Consider the following 18166-nt stretch of genomic DNA (forward strand, 5'->3'; position numbering starts at 1 on the left):
TTTAAAATTCAAGATATTCGTTTCGCTAAACGAAATATCATCGGCGTGAAAAATAGATTTGTGTCTTTCAACGCAGACTAAACAGAGTGAATGGTTTGGAGGATAAGTTAGATGGGTAGAATTTTTTCTTTTTTAAAGCCTTATAAGCTCGCAGTCATCATCGCTTTGCTGTTAATGCTAACGGAACTGGTTGTCGAGTTGATGCATCCTTTATTAATGGCCAAAGTTATTGATGAGGGGATTTTAACAGGAGATCTTAACGCAGTCTTAAAATGGGGCGGCATCATGGTGTTATTTTCTTTTATTGCCTTTGCAGCTGGAATTACCAACTCCTTTTTCGCAGCCCATGTCAGTCAAAGCTTCGGTTTTGATATCAGAAAAGGGTTGTTTGGAAAAATTCAGTCCTTTTCCTTTGCCAACTTCAACCTATTCCCGACGTCATCCCTCATTACCAGAATGACAAATGATGTTACACAAATACAAAACACGGTGTTTATGAGTTTACGGATTATGTTACGCGCCCCTTTACTGGTGATAGGCGGTGTGGTGATGGCGGTCATTGTGAACTGGCAGCTTGCAGTATTCCTTGTCGTTGGTGTGCCGGTGCTGTTCTTCTTCCTTGTTTGGGTGATGAAAAAGGGAGGAAAGCTTTTCAAAAATGTTCAAGAAAAGCTAGATGGTGTGAATAACGTGATGAGGGAGAATCTAGGAGGCATCAGGCATATTAAAGCGTTTCTCCGCAAAAAGCATGAGATCAAACGATTCCGTCATGCAAGCGAAGGGTTGAAGGACGAAACGGTGACTGCCCTTCGACTCATGGAGGTTACGATGCCAATACTTCTCCTAATAATGAACGCAAGTATTCTTGCTGTGCTTTGGTTTGGAAGTATCGGAGTAACCAATGGCGGAGCTCAGGTAGGAGAGGTTGTTGCTATTGTTAACTATGCCACAAGAATTACTGGAGCATTATCGATTTTCTCCTTTATCATCATGGCGTTTGCCCGTGCAAAAGCATCTGCAAACAGAATTACCGATGTGTTAGAGGAAGAGATAGATCTTGTTGATCGAGCAAATGCTAATGATAAAAAAGTTATTTTACATGGGGAAGTAACATTTGAGGATGTTTCTTTTCGATATCCAAATACAGACATACCTGTGCTTGAGAATATCACGTTTACAGCAGAAGCTGGCTCCACAGTGGCTGTCATGGGAGCAACAGGAGCAGGAAAATCTTCTTTGTTTCAATTAATTCCGCGACTTTATGATGTACAGAGCGGTGTAATAAAAGTGGATGGTCAGGACATCACCGAGCTCTCTTTAAAACGTCTGCGCAAGCAAATTGGCTATGTACCACAGGAAGCTCTCCTTTTCTCTGGATCTGTAAAGGATAATATCGCCTGGGGAAAAGAGGATGCCACCCTAAAAGAGATAATTAGTGTTGCAAAGGATGCTCAAATTCATGACACAATTGAAAGGCTGCCAAAAAAATATGATACCATTCTCGGTCAAAAAGGGGTCAATCTCTCTGGAGGTCAAAAGCAACGTCTATCGATTGCGAGAGCCCTTGTTCGAAAGCCGAAAATCCTCATGCTTGATGACAGCACAAGTGCATTGGATTTAAAAACAGAAGCAAAGCTCCTTTCCGCCATCAAACCGTACGACTGTACCATGTTTATCGTGACACAAAAAGTTAGCACCGCTATGGAAGCAGATAAAATCTTGTTAGTAGAAGATGGCAGGTTATTAGAGGAAGGAAGTCATGAAGAGCTTCTACAATCCTCCACCCTTTATCAAAAGATTTATCAGTCACAGTTTGGAACGGAGGTGACACAGCATGTCGAGGCGTATAAGTAGTAGCGCTGCAGCTGCAAGTAAAGCCAATCCAAAACCAAAAGCAAAGGATTGGTGGGGAACCATTAGCAGGGTTTGGCGATACCTTGGGGAGAAGAAGAGTTTATTGAGCTTAGTATTGATTATGGTTGTCGCAAGCTCTGCCCTGGGTTTATTGGGTCCATTTATTGTAGGAATGGCAATTGATGATTACGTTGTGGACCAAAACTCCGAAGGTCTTCTTCAAGTGATTGTTGGACTGGTGTTTGTGTATATTTTTTATTCTCTTTCCATGTGGCTACAGAACTATTGGATGGTTGGGATTGCACAAAATACGGTACTGAAGATGAGAATGCAGCTTTTTGAGCATTTGCACAAGCTCCCTATTCCTTATTTCGATAAAAGGCAGCATGGGGAGCTAATGAGTCGGGTTACAAACGATATGGAAAATGTCAGTTCCACGTTAAATAGCTCAGTAATCCAAATCTTTTCAAGCATTTTAACTTTAGTGGGGACAGTTTCTGTGATGCTGTATTTAAGTCCATTACTGACCCTTATTACTTTAATTATTATTCCTGTCATGTTTCTTGGTTTAAAATGGATTACGAACCGAACAGGTCCATTGTTTAAGGAAACGCAAAAAAATCTTGGAGAACTAAACGGGTACATCGAAGAAACTATCTCTGGCCAACGTATTGTAAAAACCTTTTCGCAAGAGGATAAGGTGATGAAAGAGTTTACCGAGAAGAGTCTCAAGCTAAAGAAATCGGCTTATTGGGCCCAAACCTATTCAGGCTTTATTCCAAAGCTAATGAACATGCTCAATAATTTAAGCTTTGCGATAATTGCCGGAGTGGGAGGTTTGCTTGCCTTAAATACTCAATCTGGGATTACCATTGGTATTATTGTCATTTTTGCGGAGTATTCTCGGCAGTTTACCCGTCCTTTAAATGATTTAGCAAACCAGTTCAATACGTTACTATCAGCAGTTGCTGGAGCAGAGCGGGTGTTTGATGTAATGGATGAGGTAGAGGAAGAGAGCGATGAAGTGGAGGCAATCGAGCTTGATGCTGTTAAAGGTGAAGTAGAATTTAGAGATGCATCTTTTTCCTACGAAGACGATGACCATACAATCAATCAGATAAGCTTTCATGTGGAAGCAGGAGAAACAGTGGCGTTTGTTGGGCCAACAGGTGCTGGGAAAACGACAGTTATCAATCTGATTTCCCGCTTTTATGACGTAGATAGCGGTACAATTTTATTAGATGGTCACCCGTTAAAAAGGATAAAACGTTCAAGTTTGAGAAAGCATATGGCATTTGTTTTGCAGGATTCTTTTTTATTTGAAGGAACGGTACTGGAAAATATCCGATACGGAAGACTCGATGCTACTGACGAAGAGGTGGAGGAAGCAGCTAAGCTTGCCAATGCACATTCTTTTATCAAGAAATTACCTGGTGGGTATCATTTTCATCTGAAGCAGGACGGCAGCGGCATCAGTCAGGGACAAAAGCAATTATTGTCCATTGCGCGCGCAGTCCTTTCCAATCCCTCCATACTGGTGTTAGATGAAGCTACAAGTAGCATCGATACTATTACAGAAATGAAAATACAAGAAGCCTTACAACGCTTAATGGAAGGGCGCACAAGCTTTGTCATCGCCCACCGCCTGAACACGATTCAAAATGCAGATCAAATCTTGGTGTTAAAAGATGGGGAAATCATTGAAAAGGGTTCGCATGATACTCTGCTAACTGAACAAGGATTCTACTATGAACTATTCACTAGTCAGTTGAAAAAAGAGGTTGGTTAACTACAAAAGCACCTTCTCGACTCGTATTCCGTCGTGAAGGGTGCTTTTTATTGTAGTTCTTTTCTGAAGGAATGTTGATTAACTTGGAAAAAGTTGGCTCCTTTATGGTTGTGGAGTAGGTGATATAGCACAGGTAAAAAGTCTCGAGTTGTATTAATGAGTAGAATGCTTTATAATGCTGTACAGCAAGAAAATTCTAAATATTACAAATAAGTTAAAGGGGGATTACGATTTGGAGTCATTTGAAAAATCGATAGAGACATTAGTCGGATATCTATGGAGTACACCGATGATTGTCTTCTGTCTAGGAGTAGGATTACTATTTACCATTTTAACAAGATTTGTACAAGTAAGGCTTTTCAAGGATATGATTAAGCAAATATTCACTGGAAAAGCTTCCAGTGCTGGGGTTTCCCCGTTTCAGGCCTTATCGATTTCTTTATCGGGACGTGTAGGTACAGGTAATATTGCCGGAACTGCCACTGCGATTGCGATGGGTGGTCCTGGAGCAGTTTTTTGGATGTGGACCATCGCCTTTATTGGTGCTTCAAGTGCTTTTGTTGAATCCGCACTTGCTCAAGTATACAAATCAAAGCAGGACGGTGAGTACCGAGGCGGACCTGCTTACTACATTGAAAAAGGAATTGGCTGGAGATGGTACGGAATTATTTTTGCATTCGCAGCACTATTGGCCATGAGCTTATTGATGCCAGGACTGCAAGCAAATGCCATCGGAACAGGTTTGACTAATGCATTTGGTATTGGAAAATACACTGTTGCAATCGGATTAGTTATTGTTATTGGTCTTATTATTTTTGGTGGAGTAAAGCGTATTGCACATGTTGCTCAACTTGTTGTTCCCTTCATGGCTATTGCTTATATGTTAGTTGCATTAGGAATCATCGCTGTGAACATCACAGAATTACCGGGAGTTTTCAGATTGATTTTTAGTAGTGCTTTTGGAATGGACTCTGCATTTGGAGGAATCCTTGGAGCAGCCATTTCATGGGGAGTAAAACGTGGAATATTCTCCAATGAAGCGGGTCAAGGGACAGGCCCACATGCTGCCGCTGCTGCTGAGGTATCTCACCCTGCAAAGCAAGGTCTTGTTCAAGCGTTTTCCGTTTATATTGATACGATTTTAGTATGTTCAGCAACCGCATTTATGATTTTATTTACTGGTTCTTATAATGTAGAAGACCCAAATAACGAAGGACAGTTCCTTGTAAATAATCTTGGAGCAAGTGTAGAAGCGGGCGCTGAATATACGCAGGCTGCCGTAGAATCTGTTCTTCCTGGATTTGGCGCTGGATTTGTAGGGATATCGCTTTTATTCTTTGCATTTACGACCATTATGGCATATTACTATATTGCCGAGACGAACATCGCTTACCTTGTTCGTGGTGGTAGCAATAAAATACCGATGTTCATCCTAAAAGTGGTGCTGTTGTTTGCAACGTTCTTTGGAGTAGTAAGACCAACAAAAGTTGCTTGGGGTCTTGGAGATGTCGGACTTGGAATCATGGTTTGGTTAAACCTAATTGCACTTCTCCTGCTTATTAAGCCAGCGCTTGCCGTATTGAAGGACTACGACGAACAGCGAAAACGTGGAGTAGATCCAACCTTTAACCCTGATAAATTAGGTATCAAAAATGCCGAGTTCTGGACAAAGGAATATGAAAAAGACGATGACCGAGCATCGTAAATGTTCGAATCAAAGAGGAGCTCATCTACCGTGGTGTAGATGAGCTCTTTTCTATTTCTCCTACAAAAGTAACAAATAAAGCACATTTATCGATAGAATATACAAGGATTTTCTGCTCCATTGTCGAAACAGTATTTTATATAGATATTTTTCATTAGATAAGGGGCGACTGAAATGTTGGCTGAAAAGCTACTTTTGCATGTCTTAATAATCATTGCACCAGTGTTGATTTTATATGTCGTATCAGAAAATAGAAAAATAGGTCATTCCCCTTTATTTATCGGCTTGGTACAAGGAATTGCAGCGAGCCTTTGTCTTATCTTTTCCTTTATGGATTTAGGTTTTATGTGGGACCTTCGTTATATACCTTTAGTGATGGCCTTTTTATATGGTGGTCCGCGAGCGGGAATTATTGTGTTGTTTTCCATCCTAATAACAAGATTCTTCGTAGGAGGAGATTTGTTGTTATTCGGGTTGATTAGCGGAATAGTAGCTGCAATTATCCCTTTTTTAGCAATGAGATATTTCACGAACATAACGACGAAGAAAAAACGGATAGCCTTGGCAATTTTCATCGGCTTTTGGCCGAATCTAGTCTTTCTCTCAAAACTTGTTAATTATTTTTCGGATCAGCATTCCTTGGGAGAAACGACCAATATGATTTTTTACATTATTCTCTTTAGTTTGATTCAAGTGATAGGTGTTGGATTTGCTGCCGTCATTCACGAGGCTATTTTGGAAAGAGAAATCATGAAACAGGAAATCAGGCGTGCAGAAAAGCTAAACATGCTAGGAGAGCTCGCGGCATCCATTGCACATGAGGTAAGAAATCCATTGACAGTAGTGAAAGGTTTTTTACAGCTGATGCAAAAGGATGAGAAAGGGAAAAATCATTCGTATATCAGTCTGGTGCTTAGTGAGCTTGCACGCGCTGAATCCATAATCAATGATTATCTTAATTTCGCTAAACCGGAATTTAAAAAAATCGAGCAAGTTAATTTGGGTGATTTATTAAATGAAGTGAAACTGCTTTTGAATCCTCTAGCGATAAAAAATGGAGTTCATATAGAAAGCTATTTGGAGAAAAATGTCTATATGGATGCGGACAAAAACCAACTAAAGCAAGCACTCGTCAATATTATTAAAAATGCTATAGAAGCAACTCCTCAAGATGGAAGGGTTTATGTTAAGTTAATTTCTAATGCAGGGGGCATCCAGATTGTTGTCAAGGATACCGGTGTAGGAATGTCCGAGGAACAAGTATCGCGAATTGGGACTCTTTTTTATACCACAAAGGACAAAGGGACTGGACTTGGTACAACAGTATCCTTGCGTATAATTGACAGCATGAACGGAAAAGTTCTTTATCATAGTGAGATGGAGAAAGGAACAGAGGTGAAAATCTCTTTTCCACCTGTAAAAGCTGTAGAAAAATCTAACGCTGGGTAAAAAAACACTGCCCTTTTAAGAAAAAAAGACAGTGTCTCATTATACTAACGGGTTCGGATTAGGAGTACAAAAACTTAATTGGCATATCAAATTTTGGTTCAAATCAGCCCGAAAACTGGGCATAAGCACAAAGAAATTTGAATGGAATGATATTATTTATCTTAGATAAAAGGGTGGATATTAAAAATTAGAAATAAACGAGGTTCGTGAATTATGGAATTAAGAGATTATTTAAATACAACTTTTCCAGGACTAATCTTAAAGCCAAGTCTTTATAATCAATGGGATATTGGTCTGCACTTCGAGTTCGCACAAGGGATGTATCAGTTTAATGACGATAATACCCTTAATCTTGATATGTTTAATCGTGTATATAATCAAGCGTTAGCTATTTTCCATTATCTTTTTTCGGACCAAGATGAGATTTTTCTTGTTACGAATATATATCATCTTAAATGTTTGAAAGATAGGACAAACCCAATAAAAGTCTATCAACGTTCTATAAAAAATAAAAATTTGAAATTTAATATACGGCAAACGACATTACCATTTGTTTTTGATGATGAAGAAGATACGGATGAATATTACACTTCTCAGTTTTTTTTAAAGTGTAATAAAAGTGATATACGATACCTTTTGTTGATTAAAGCAGCTTGTAATGAAGATTTTCCCTTGAAACCTAAATTTGGAGGAAGAAATGGCTCGTATTATCCAGATGTATTTTTCATAAACGCTTCAAAAAATATCATTTTTTTTATTTATGATGATAGAGGTTGTGAAGTCATTGCAAATAATAAAGAAACCATTCGACCATTATATAATCAATACAAATATTGGCTTAGCGAATATGACAAGGAAAAGATTGAACGACTTTTCCACTAACTAATATGAGCTGGTTAACCGTAAAAAATGGACCACCAAATGATGGTCCATTTTTATTGCTGTTTTATGGTTATTTGTACTCCGAATTTGTTGCTAAAACACCTGACATTCATTATGCTATTAACACTTTTGTACTTCAAAACTAACCCGTTATCATTATACTAAAGTTTTTTTAATGGCTTATCTGCTGGGCCTTCTAGTACATCACCGTGAACGGAGAAGCGGGAGCCGTGACAAGGACAGTCCCAGCTTCTGTCTCCATGATTCCATTCCACCTCACAGCCAAGGTGGGTACAGGTGGTGTCCACACAGAACAGTTCACCGTTATTATCCTTATAAGCCCCAGCTCGCTGGCCATTGATGGTGACAATCGCTCCTTCATCCAGTCCCAACTCATCTGTGGTCGTAGCAGGATGATCAAGCTTTCCTTCTATAAGGTGCCCAGCTACATCCATATTGGTAGAAATAAACTTTTTCAGACTTGGGTCTGCAACGAATCTTGATGGTGTGAATAAATGCTCATATGGATTATCTCGATTCAAAATGAGGTCTTGAATAAGTAACGCTGCAGCTGTTCCATTGGTCATTCCCCACTTTCTGTATCCAGTGGCGAGGTAAATATTTGGATGACCTGACGTTATTCTGCCGATATAAGGGATTTTATCAAGCGTATACAAATCCTGTGCAGACCAGCGATAAAGGATCTCTTTTATGCCGAGGATTTCCTCGCCAAAGCTACGTAATGCTTCATAATGCTTGATGGTATCCTTCCCTTGCCCTGTTTTATGGCCCTCTCCACCAATTAAAGCAATTTTTTCTCCGCCTATCGTCACATAACGCAAGGATCTGGTAGGCTCACCAGCACTATAGTACATTCCCTCTGGTGGTTGTTTTTCTGTTTTTGCTGCCAAAACGTAAGATCTCTCGGCATACATTCTTGTAAAAAAGAACCCCATGCCATCGTAAAAAGGGAAGTGAGAAGCAATAACAAGATGATCACAGGAAACCTTTGACCCATTTTTTGTTACTACCTGAAGTCCATTGCTTTCCACCACATCTGTTGCCACTGTGTGTTCAAAAATCTCTGCACCCTTTTCCACTAATTCATTCACAAGCACGCTCAAATATTGCAAAGGATGAAATTGTCCTTGATTTTTCATCGTAATGGCGGATTGAATTGGAAGGTTTAAAGGAATTTCCGTAAGTAGATCACTATCTATTCCAAGCTTTTGGTAGGCCTCCCATTCCTTCATCAGTTTTTGGTCATCCTGCTCATTCGCAGCATAAATGATGGCGTCTTGCTCGTTATAATCACAGGAGATTCTCTTTCGATTGACCATGTCTTTTATAAAGTGGAGTGCGTCTTGATTTGCCTGATAATAGAGCGTTGCTTTTTCCTTTCCAACATGCCCAATGAGTTCATCATAGATGATGCCGTGCTGAGCGGTAACTTTTGCTGTGGTATGCCCTGTTGTTCCGTTTAGCACTTGATCTGCCTCCAGCAAGATAACACTCATTCCTTCTTGCACAAGCTGATAGGCAGTAGTGATGCCAGTAATTCCCCCACCAACCACACATACATCTGCTTTCTTATCCTCTTTTAACGTTGGAAAAGAGGAAAGGGATGCGGCTTGTCGCCAATAAGGCTTGGGAGCTTCTGGGAGTGGATGAAATTGATTTGTACTCATCTTAATAACCTCCAGTTATGTTTCTGTTGATAATTTTTCCAATCTAGAGGATTTCATGTATTCGTTTTAAATGCTATTGGAAACTAATCATAAAAAAAGGTAGAATGTAATGTAACGTAATACCTCTAAAGAGGGCCATAAAGGAGAAAAAAATGTCAAAATCATTTGTTGATACATTCCAACCATTTCTACAGGATCTATGGAGTAAAAGCACGTTTGAAACTCCAACTCCCATACAAGAACAAGCCATCCCTGAAATACTAGATGGCAAAGATTTATTAGCAGAATCCCCGACAGGAACAGGGAAAACCTTAGCATACCTTTTGCCAATAATTGAACGAATCGACCTAAACAAGCAGCATCCACAGGCTGTCATCGTTGCTCCCTCAAAAGAACTTGCTATGCAAATTCTGTCTGAAATTCAAAAGTGGACGGAAGGCAGCGCGGTAATTGGAGCATCCTTTATTGGAGGAGCGAATGTCAAAAGGCAAATTGACAAGCTGAAAAAACGTCCGCATATATTGGTTGGTACCCCTGGACGCTTGCTGGAATTAATACAGATGAAAAAAATAAAAATGCATGAAGTTGCAACCATCGTCATGGACGAGGCTGATCAACTGTTTGTGCCAGAGCATAAAAAAACAGTCGATAGCATCATCAAATCCACGATGCAGGATAGACAGGTACTCCTGTTCTCTGCAACCTTAAAAAAAGAAACAGAAGATGTAGCGTTAAGCTTCCTAAATAATCCGCTAGTATTGAAAATATCCAAATCAGAGCTTCCGCCAGTGAAGGTGCAACATCTTTACACAGTAGTAAAGGACCAACGCGATAAACCAAACGTATTAGGAAACCTGCTGCGCGAACCAGGCATCAAAGCGTTGGCTTTTGTAAGGGATATCGGCAATCTAGCAGTTTTAACCGAGAAGCTGATCTATAAACAATTGAATGTCGGATTTATCCATTCGGAATCCTCCAAGCAAGAGCGGGAGGCGGCAATGAAAAATTTCCGCAAGGATGAATACCCTGTTCTTTTAGCAACAGATGTCGCTGCAAGGGGGCTGGATATTAAAGAATTATCCCACGTGATTCACTACGACCTGCCAGAGGAGCTTGAAAGCTACGTACACCGTTCCGGGAGAACAGGCCGTCAGGGAGCGGAAGGAACCGTCATCTCTATTGTGAACGAGCGTGAGGAGCGTAAACTCAAGCAATTTGCCCGCGAGCTAGGGGTAGAATTAGAAAAGCGCGAGGTATTTGCTGGAAAGTTAGTGAAGGAAGAAGATAGAAATACTTCCCCAAAGGTCAGACAAAGTAAATCAACTAGGATGATAAACGGGGGCAAGAAAAAGCACCCTTCTCCTAAAAACCGAAAAAATAGTACTGCTAGAACTGGAAAAAAGAAATAAGTGATGCTGATTATAAGAGAAAGCCGTCCAGGAGATTCACTCCTTTAGGACGGCTTTCTTGTATTAATTTATTTCTCCTCGAAAATGTAGAGCTTCAAATCCACGTATTACAACACTGTTTCGTCTTTCAGGTTTTTTCAACAACTCCACATGCTCTACTCTTCGCACAAGCATTTCTATTACAATTTCTGCTTCAAGCCTAGCAAGAGGTGCGCCTAAGCAAAAGTGGGCGCCGCTAGCAAACGACAAATGTTTGATAGGAGAACGAGTTACAGAGAAAACATCTGGATTCTCCATTATTTCTGGGTCTCTATTTGCAGCACCAAGGGCCACAAAGATTGGCTGTGCTTTTTTCAAATGCTGTCCGTAAAACTCCATATCTTCCCCAACCCATCTACTAGTCAAAAGAACAGGTGGATCAAAGCGCAGCATTTCCTCAACGGCATTTCGAATAAGTGTAGGGTTTTCCTTTATTTTTGCCATCTCTTCTGGGTGCTTTAATAATAAATAATATCCATTGGTAATTAGATTCACCGTTGTTTCATGACCAGCAATGAGTAGTAGTAAACAGGTCGCTACTAACTCGTCTTCATTAAGTTTGTCACCAGAATCTGAAACATCGATCAATCCGCTTAACAAATCTTCTGCTGGAGCATTCCGCTTTTGTTTTATCAACTTCCTCATGTAATGATCTGCTTCTTCTAAAGGAGGGGCGATCTCCACCAAATCTTCCTCTGTTGTATTAATATCAATAAATTTCACAAAGGCTTCTGACCAAACCTTAAATTGATTTCTGTCATCTTTGGGCACACCTATTAGCTCTGCAATTACCATGACCGGCAAAGTATATGCTAGGTCAGAAATTAACTCATGTTCTAGCTTTCCTTTCATTTGATCCAATAAATAATGACACATGTCTGTAATCGCAGGCCGCAGCTTTTCCGTCATTCTAGGAGTAAAGGCTTTTGTCACAAGGGATCGTAATCTCGTGTGATGGGGAGCATCTCGAAAAAGCATCATATTCCGGTTCAGGTTAACAATGGGCATTAACGAAGGTGAAATGGGTGGCATATCTTCTTGGGGGACAATGTTTCTAATTTCTTTTATAAATCTAGTGTCCTTCAACACCGCTTCTGCTTCTTTATATCCTGTCACCAACCAGCCTTCCACGTTAAAAAGTTGAACCCATTGAACTGCTTGGTAAGCATGCATCTTTTTAAAATAAGGAAATGGGTTCTCGATAAACGATTTTGCAGTATCTGTTTCAATCATAGAAAAACTCCTTTGAATTTACAATTTTTCATAATCTATCCTAAGTCATTCGTCAAAAATCGATGAATTCCTGTGTCAAACTTATGAAATAGGAAAAAGTTTCTACCTTTTTTCTCCAAATTTTATGACCTCATTTGACACTTATTTCGAAAACTATTGTAAAATGGTGTAATAGTAGTTGAGTAGAGTAGCTTTGAAAAATGGAGGCTTTTAAATAGGATGTTTTGTCACAATTGTGGAATGAAGGTATCATCCGAGGCGAATTTTTGCTCCCACTGTGGTGCAAGCTTGAAGGAAGATGCTTCTAATAACGAAGATAATAGATTAGAAGGCAGAGGAGCTTCCCGCAAAAAGAAGCATACATATCTCCCATTGCTGCCTCCAGTTATAAGCCTAATATTAGTAGTAGGTCTAATAGGAGGCTATTATAATCATGAGCAAAAAGTAAATGCCGAAGTTCTAACGATGAAAAATGAAGCAGAAGAGCATGCCCTAGAAGGTGATTTTGATCAAGCAAAAGTTACACTTAAGGATGCCATGGAGATTAGGCCCAATTATCACGTTTTACGGAACAATCTGGAGGTAGTGAAGATTACCGAGGAAGTCTACGTGGAGCTTGGGGAAATTAAAGCGCAAATTAAAGACAAGCAATTCTCTGAAGCGGAAAAAAACTTAACTAGATTGCATGAGAAAATTAATAGGCTTGATGGCCCTATAATTAAACCATTAAAAGATGCAGTTTCCGAGACAGATGTCATGATAAAGGTTGGGAAAGTAAATGATGAGCTTGACCAATTGAAAACGGTAGAGGAGCTGTCTCGAAAACTAAATGTCATATCTTCTGTTCCGTCAGATGAGGGTAAAACGGTGAAAGAACAAATCATAAACCGAATTGTGCAGCTGACTATCGATGAGGCCGAAGAATATTTAGAGGATAACCAATTCACCAATGCCATGACGGTTGCAGATCGGGCCCTTCAATATGCGATAAACGATAAGCGCATTTTAGCATTGAAGGAAAAAATCGACCAATCACGTCATGCATTTGAACAAGCAGAATTTGAACGCATTGAAAAAGCAATGGAGGCAGCTGCTAAAGAGGAAGCCGCTCTTGAAATTGTTGAACTCCACACTGAGGAAGATGAAGTAGGTGGGTTGACGATTAAAGGAGAAGTGAAAAATGTCGTATCTGCCAATGTCTCTTCCATCACTGTTTATTACAATATTTTAAGCAAAGATAAAAACGTTCTCGACAAAGGCTTCACAACAGTGTATCCATTCAAATTGGAACCAGGAAGCAAGGGGAAGTTTGAAGATTATTACTATGGCGTTTTTGAAGATGATGTCACAGTAGAAATCGCGAACATCACTTGGGTTGTGGAAGATTAATCTGTGGTTTTTAAAGAAGGTGAATAAATGAATATAAGATGGTTTGTGAGTATCCTTTTAACAATCGTTTTACTCGGAACAGGAACTTTCGGATATTTTTATATAAAAAAGAACCTGCCAGCTCAGCTTACGGCTTCTTCTAATCTTTATTTAGAGTCACAGGTGGAGGAGGCAAAAGCAGTCCCGCAGGCGTTAAAGGAAATTATTTTTGAATCGCAAAAGCTTGTCGTAAAAATAGAGCTACCTGATGGCTCGTTTGGCTCAGGGTTTCTCTATAATCAAAAAGGCGATGTGGTTACAAACGCCCATGTTGTTGCAAATGCAAAGGATGTAAAGGTCACAACCGCAGACTCCAAGGAATTACAGGGACAAGTAATCGGGATAAGCAATGACACAGACATCGCCGTGGTGCGTGTGCCGGAGCTTGAAGAAACGGAGCCGTTTAAGCTTGCCAAAACTAGAAAAGCAGAGCTTGGTGATGATGTGATTGCACTCGGAAGCCCACTTGGTCTCCAAAATACCGTTACAACTGGAATCATTAGCGGAACAGGCAGAGCGTTTGAAATTGACGCCTTTAAATATGAGGACCTATTCCAAATTTCTGCACCAATTGCACCAGGTAACAGTGGAGGACCTTTAATTGATGCGAAAACGGGGGAAGTGGTAGGAATCAATTCTGCTACCATGGACCAAGGAATTATTGGTTTTAGTATTCCGTTAGTAAATGTCCTTTCTCTCATTGAAAACTGGTCAGAGTCACCAATGGAAACACTGCCTCGTATTGGAGCTAATAATACTGGTAGTGGTGGCGAGGAAGCATCAACAAACGCAGACATCGCAGAATATCTTGTAAACTACTTTTATGAGAGCATTAACTATCGCGACTATGTAACTGCCTATTCCTTACTCGGTAGCAGCTGGCAATCCAAGACAGCCTATGAGGATTTCCGTTCAGGCTATCTCGATTTCCTAACGATTGAAGTGGATGATTTATTGTCTCGAGAAGCAGGCCAAAATGTCGAGGTCATTACGGTCATCACGGCTCAGGAGCGCTCTGAAAATGGCGTTTCCTACGAGCAATTTAAGGTCACGTTTGAACTAGGTTTGGAAAACGATCAAATGAAAATTCTCTCAGAAAAGCGAGAGCCGATGGAATAAGAAGAGAACTGTCGGGAAAGTTGTTGCTTTCCCGACAGTTCTTTTTTTACAAAAGAGTATTTGAGCTCTCATTATTTATGAATGCATGGACGACTATGCCAACGGGTGGTTGTTGCGGAAAAAAGGATGGCGACAATGGAGGTGGCTGGCTCGTTGTGGTTGTCGCGGAAAAGGGGGAATCGCGACAACGGAGGTAGTAGGTCCGTTGTGGTTGTCCCGGAAAAGGAAGAATCGCGACAACCAAGCAGTCTTTTACCAAAAACTATAAAGCTATCACTCTACGCACACCACTTATTCGTTTTTTCCATTGGTTGCTTAGAGGAGCAAGAGACACCTTTTTTTCCACACGTGAGGTATGGAGCATCGTGTTGTTTCCGATGAAAATAGCTACATGACCAATTTTGGCATTGCCTTTTAGATTCTTTCTTTTTGATGTTGTAAAAAAGAGTAGGTCCCCCTTGCGGACAGAGTCGAGCGGAATCGGTTTTCCAGTGAGATATTGCTGGCGGGAGGTCCGAGGAAGAAGAATGCCATGTTGGGCATATACATATTGTACAAAGGAGCTGCAATCAAACGTATCTGATCGACCACTCGGAGCACCAAAAGTGTATGGTGTTCCTATAAAGCTTCTTCCTGTATCTATTATTTTTTTTGATAGGGAGGAATTCATGGTAGGGTCCTTTCAAATTGTTTTGATATATTAGTAGATGACGGTAGGTTTTGAAATGCTTGGACTTTTTACACTTTTTTTGGAGGGGAAGCTTACATGGGGGCAAAGGAGAAATTTTTACACTATCTTGGGGTTACTGAAAAATCACCAAGTATTACATATCTGAATGAATTAATTTATGCCCATCAGTTTAAAGTTAGGTGGGAAACATGGACAAAATTCTTGGACTTTGAAGAGCTTGAGGAAAAAGATTTCTATCTTCCAAGTATCGACGACTACGTAGAGCGGGTTGTCTCAACTGGTACCGGAGGCACGTGTTGGACGCTTGCCCGTGGCTTTCATTTTTTGTTGTCAGAACTTGGTTTTGATGTAGAGTATCTGTACATGAAGCCTGGACACTTATGCCTTCAAGTAACTCTAGATCAAGCATACTATGTGGATGTTGGCTATTGTGCTCCGCTATACAAAGCATATCCGCTTCGTGAATCATTCACTGTGGTAACGGAAATGGAAATTTTCCGCTATCAGGTAGACGGTAAGGAGGTCTTGGTAGAACGGGAGCCAGGACCAACTAAAACATTAAGCTTGCACCCTGTTAGTTGGGAGGAAATGAAAAAGCCCTTGCTAGAATCCCATAACTGGACAGACGGATTTGCGTTTCAATCCTTACGTATGTTTGGTTATATAGAAGGGGAGCCGATTCAGTTGAGAGATAGTGCCATTCGCCGTTTTAAGAATCAAGCTATCAAGGAAGAGGCGCTGTCACCTGAAGAACTGCGGTTTTGGATTGAGGAGAAATTCCAATCAGACTACACATTATTTGAACGTGCCGCTGAAATAAAAAAGATCAGGATTAATAAAGAAGAGGGTGGAGGTCTTCATAGAAGGTGAATGAGGACAATCCACCGGAAAAATCATGAGAGGAAGTCTTCATAGAAGGTGAATGAGGACAACCCACCGAGAAAACCAAGAGAGGAAGTCTTCATAGAGGGTGAATGAGGACACCCCACCGGAAAAACCAAGAGAGGAAGTCTCCATAGAGGGTGAATGAGGACAACCGACAGAGAAAACCAAGAGAGGAAGTCTTCATAGAGGGTGAATGAGGACAACCGACAGAGAAAACCAAGAGAGGAAGTCTTCATAGAGGGTGAATGAGGACAACCGACCGGAAAAATCATGAGAGGAAGTCTTCATAGAGGGTGAATGAGGACAACCCACCAGAAAAATCATGATTGGAAGTCTTCATAGAAGGTGAATGAGGACAACCCACCGGGAAAACCGAGAGAGGAAGTCTTCATAGAAGGTGAATGAGGACAACCCACCGAGAAAACCGAGAGAGGAAGTCTTCATAGAAGGTGAATGAGGACAACCCACCGGGAAAAGCTAGAGAGGAAGTCTTTATAGAGGGTGAATGAAGACAACCCACCGAGAAAACCAAGGGTGGAAGTCTTCATAGAGGGTGAATGAAGACAACCCACCGGAAAAACCAAGAGAGGAAGTCTTCATAGAAGGTGAATGAGGACAACCCACTGGGAAAAGCAAGAGAGGAAGTCTTCATAGAGGGTGAATGAGGACAACCCACCGAGAAAACCAAGAGAGGAAGTCTTCATAGAAGGTGAATGAGGACAACCCACCGAGAAAACCAAGAGAGGAAGTCTTCATAGAAGGTGAATGAGGACAACCCACCGGGAAAACCAAGAGAGGAAGTCTTCATAGAGGGTGAATGAGGACAACCGACCGAGAAAACCAAGAGAGGAAGTCTCCATAGAAGGTGAATGAGGACAACCCACCGGGAAAACCGAGAGAGGAAGTCTCCATAGAGGGTGAATGAGGAGAACCCACCGAGAAAACCAAGGGTGGAAGTCTTCATAGAAGGTAAAACAACCCACCGAGAATTGTAAGCGAGGTAGTCCCCCATCGAAGACGAATGGGGACTACCATACCTAAAACTAAGGCTTAGTGTCCCCATACATTCTATAGGTAGTTAATTGAAGGCTTTTTGTTAATTACTTTACAAACGTCCATTTTCCTTACTAACATTTACCCTTTCTTTTTAATAAACCCACCAAGCACTGTCATCACTAAAATCACCGCCGCCAGAGCATAGGCCACATAGGAAACCTCGCTATACTCCGCCATATTTTTTACTCCAATTCCAATAAAAGCCCAGACGAATACGAGAGGATATAGCCAATCATCATTGGACATTCGGAACCAAACAGCTAATAATGTTGCCACAACCAGCATGATTACCGTCCAAGTAACAGCTGACAATCCGAAGCCATCCCAGCCAAGCTCCACTAATACATAGCTAATGTTTGCAATCGTCGCGACACTAATCCAGCCGAGGTAAATTGAAAAGGTTGCAAGATCCAGCTTGCCAGGGTTAGAAGCGCGCATTTTTAGATAAAGCGCAATGAGGGTGCACAAAAGTCCAACCATCACTGCAACGGTGGTCACCCAAAATCCATAATGCCATAGTACGACCCAGGCACTGTTTAACAAACAGCTTAAAACAAAGAGGCTGCTTGTATTCACATAGATTGGGAGGTTTCTACGCGATTTCGGTATTTGGCGGATAATCCAAATTCCAAGCAAAAGGTAAATCAAGCTCCAAATAGAAAAAACATAGCCAGCTGGTTGAAAGAGTACGGTAATTCGATTTGCGATGTCCCCTGTTGTCAAGCCGTTTAAAGGTAAAGCGTTCGCAAGGTAGTTCACTACAATCATCAAGACAAAAGCCAAGATATTTAATAGAAGTCTCGCCACTAGCAACACCCCTTTCTTATACTTCATACTATTCCTTTAAAAGAAGGGACATAACCATTTCGATGTACAAATAGCCATATTTTCATCACTTGTCTCATAAAATAGGAAATGGATTTCGAACAGAGTCGGAGA

Annotated in this window: 14 protein-coding genes; 10 read left to right on the forward strand and 4 right to left on the reverse strand. The window is 40.8% G+C overall.

All coding sequences use genetic code 11. From position 1 onward, the window contains the following. Positions 1–111 precede the first annotated feature (111 nt). The 6 genes from FIU87_RS03910 to FIU87_RS21205 all read left to right on the forward strand — a co-directional run bounded on the left by FIU87_RS03910 (position 112) and on the right by FIU87_RS21205 (position 7825). Positions 112–1854, forward strand: coding sequence for an ABC transporter ATP-binding protein (locus FIU87_RS03910; protein WP_152443381.1), 1743 nt, complete (start codon positions 112–114; stop codon positions 1852–1854). Continuing rightward, positions 1835–3643 (forward strand): ABC transporter ATP-binding protein, encoded by a 1809-nt coding sequence (locus tag FIU87_RS03915; protein ID WP_152443382.1) that lies wholly within the window; start codon positions 1835–1837, stop codon positions 3641–3643. The genes FIU87_RS03910 and FIU87_RS03915 overlap by 20 nt, the downstream gene beginning before the upstream one ends. Before the next feature lie 289 nt (positions 3644–3932). After that, positions 3933–5348, forward strand: coding sequence for an alanine/glycine:cation symporter family protein (locus tag FIU87_RS03920; RefSeq protein ID WP_253905568.1), 1416 nt, complete (start codon positions 3933–3935; stop codon positions 5346–5348). Positions 5349–5522: 174 nt separating this feature from the next. Beyond that, the gene (locus FIU87_RS03925; protein WP_152443384.1) at positions 5523–6797 is read left to right on the forward strand and encodes an ATP-binding protein; all 1275 of its coding nucleotides are present in this window, start codon (positions 5523–5525) and stop codon (positions 6795–6797) included. A gap of 213 nt (positions 6798–7010) precedes the next feature. Next, entirely contained in the window at positions 7011–7679 is a 669-nt protein-coding gene (locus FIU87_RS03930; RefSeq protein WP_152443385.1) for a DUF3885 domain-containing protein, read from the forward strand. Between the two features lie 5 nt (positions 7680–7684). Further along, the gene (locus FIU87_RS21205) at positions 7685–7825 is read left to right on the forward strand and encodes a hypothetical protein (protein ID WP_216647546.1); all 141 of its coding nucleotides are present in this window, start codon (positions 7685–7687) and stop codon (positions 7823–7825) included. Positions 7826–7840: 15 nt separating this feature from the next. Here the strand turns inward: FIU87_RS21205 and FIU87_RS03935 are convergent, their stop codons facing one another. Continuing rightward, a complete protein-coding gene (locus FIU87_RS03935) occupies positions 7841–9367 on the reverse strand; it encodes an FAD-dependent oxidoreductase (protein WP_152443386.1) in 1527 nt (508 codons plus the stop codon). Between the two features lie 152 nt (positions 9368–9519). Here FIU87_RS03935 and FIU87_RS03940 point away from each other — a divergent pair, with 152 nt between their 5' ends. Further along, complete coding sequence (locus FIU87_RS03940) at positions 9520–10776, forward strand: DEAD/DEAH box helicase (protein WP_152443387.1); 1257 nt, start codon at positions 9520–9522, stop codon at positions 10774–10776. A 63-nt stretch (positions 10777–10839) separates the two neighbouring features. Here the strand turns inward: FIU87_RS03940 and FIU87_RS03945 are convergent, their stop codons facing one another. Further along, positions 10840–12048: a cytochrome P450 gene (locus FIU87_RS03945; protein ID WP_152443388.1), complete on the reverse strand. Its 1209-nt coding sequence runs from the start codon at positions 12046–12048 to the stop codon at positions 10840–10842. A gap of 219 nt (positions 12049–12267) precedes the next feature. On the opposite strand from FIU87_RS03945, the gene FIU87_RS03950 reads away from it, so the two are divergent. Then, positions 12268–13437, forward strand: a complete 1170-nt coding sequence (locus FIU87_RS03950; protein ID WP_152443389.1) for a zinc-ribbon domain-containing protein — start codon at positions 12268–12270, stop codon at positions 13435–13437. 27 nt (positions 13438–13464) lie between these two features. Further along, positions 13465–14595, forward strand: a complete 1131-nt coding sequence (locus FIU87_RS03955) for a S1C family serine protease (protein ID WP_152443390.1) — start codon at positions 13465–13467, stop codon at positions 14593–14595. Between the two features lie 262 nt (positions 14596–14857). Here the strand turns inward: FIU87_RS03955 and FIU87_RS03960 are convergent, their stop codons facing one another. After that, positions 14858–15265 (reverse strand): C40 family peptidase, encoded by a 408-nt coding sequence (locus tag FIU87_RS03960; protein ID WP_152443391.1) that lies wholly within the window; start codon positions 15263–15265, stop codon positions 14858–14860. 96 nt (positions 15266–15361) lie between these two features. Here FIU87_RS03960 and FIU87_RS03965 point away from each other — a divergent pair, with 96 nt between their 5' ends. After that, on the forward strand, positions 15362–16156 hold the full coding sequence (locus tag FIU87_RS03965) for an arylamine N-acetyltransferase (RefSeq protein WP_152443392.1): 795 nt from the start codon (positions 15362–15364) through the stop codon (positions 16154–16156). 1149 nt (positions 16157–17305) lie between these two features. Here the strand turns inward: FIU87_RS03965 and FIU87_RS03970 are convergent. Continuing rightward, positions 17306–18034: a TspO/MBR family protein gene (locus FIU87_RS03970; RefSeq protein ID WP_152443393.1), complete on the reverse strand. Its 729-nt coding sequence runs from the start codon at positions 18032–18034 to the stop codon at positions 17306–17308. Positions 18035–18166: the final 132 nt, after the last annotated feature.

It is taken from the genome of Bacillus sp. THAF10 (genome assembly GCF_009363695.1).
GTDB lineage: Bacteria > Bacillota > Bacilli > Bacillales > Bacillaceae_I > Sutcliffiella_A.